We start from the raw sequence: 1211 nt of genomic DNA, 5'->3' as shown, positions 1-1211 counted from the left end.
CACTATACGCTTTATTAGGAGCTTTAGCTAACTCTTCTAAAAGATAGATGTAATGATGGATTAACCTAACTATGGTGCCTTTATCAAACAAGCTAGTAGCATAGCTAATCTCACCTGTGAGTTCTTCCTCACTATCATTAATAAAAATAGATAAATCAAATTTTGCTACCTCATTCCTAGAAACATCTCCTATCTGAAAGGGGTTTAGGTAATTTTTTTGATCATTGGATGTTCTCTCAGGAGTACCAAAACCTTGTACTCCAAACAGAACCTGAAAAATAGGATGCCTTGAGCCATCTCGTTCAACTTTCAACTCGCCAATTAATTTCTCAAAAGGCAAGTCCTGATGCAATTGACTATTTATTTGTTCCTGATGCACTTGTTGGATCAATGCTTCAAAACTTTGAGCATTGGTAAGTTGGGTTCTGTGCGCATGTGTATTGACAAAAAAACCAATCAATCCTTCCGTTTGTCTGTGATGACGATTGGCTATTGCAGTACCAATCACAATATCATTCTGACCTGTATACTTATAAAGAGATTATTCACACTGCTTAACATCAAGCTGTTTAAGGTTATGCCAGACTGATGAGCTAATGAGCGTAATTTTTGACTAAGCCCTTTATCTAGTGCAAATTCCTGATGATCTCCTCTATAATCTATTTCTGCCGGTCTGGCATAATCCGTAGGAAATTCTAAAGTCTGGAATCCTGAAAGTTTTCCTTTCCAATAACTTAGCTGCCTTTCTAAAACTTCCCCAGTCAAATAATCGCGTTGCCACAACGCATAATCCTTGTATTGAAATTCTAATTCTGGTAAACTGAAGTTTTTATTATTGTTAATATACGCTTCATAATAAGCCGATAATTCTCTTTGAAATACCTCCATCGACCAACCATCACTGGCAATATGATGGGTTGTAATGAGTAATATTGTTTTATTTAATAAGTAATCAGCAGCTGATTCAATAGTATAAAACGTAATACGGATAGGATACTCAGTACTTAAATTAAAAGGGCGATTGATGTCTTCTTCAATCATAGGACTGATAATCATCGGTAGCCATTACACTAACTTCTTTGATAAGAAGCGCTTCATCATGTATTTTCTGAATACCATGTTCATGATCTTCAATTTGTTCAATAGTACTTAGGAATATCTTCATGTCTTGAAACAATCTGCTGCAAGGCGTATTTTATACCTTCTTTATC

At 35.4% G+C, this 1211-nt stretch carries 3 protein-coding genes; all 3 read right to left on the bottom strand.

Going from position 1 to position 1211, the window contains the following annotated elements:
• A partial coding sequence (locus tag AC1RYN_RS18355) for a condensation domain-containing protein (RefSeq protein ID WP_481808110.1) occupies nt 1-508 on the bottom strand: 508 nt, incomplete at its 3' end.
• Nucleotides 505-1056, bottom strand: a complete 552-nt coding sequence (locus AC1RYN_RS18350) for a condensation domain-containing protein (protein ID WP_481808109.1) — start codon at nt 1054-1056, stop codon at nt 505-507. The genes AC1RYN_RS18350 and AC1RYN_RS18355, both read right to left, overlap by 4 nt.
• Entirely contained in the window at nt 1034-1165 is a 132-nt protein-coding gene (locus AC1RYN_RS18345; RefSeq protein WP_481808108.1) for a hypothetical protein, read from the bottom strand. Before AC1RYN_RS18345 ends, AC1RYN_RS18350 begins: the two co-directional genes overlap by 23 nt.
• Between the last annotated feature and the right edge of the window lie 46 nt (nt 1166-1211).

The sequence above is a fragment of the Flavobacterium sp. TC780 genome, from assembly GCF_056783245.1.
This window is presented reverse-complemented; position numbering and strand designations above follow the sequence as displayed.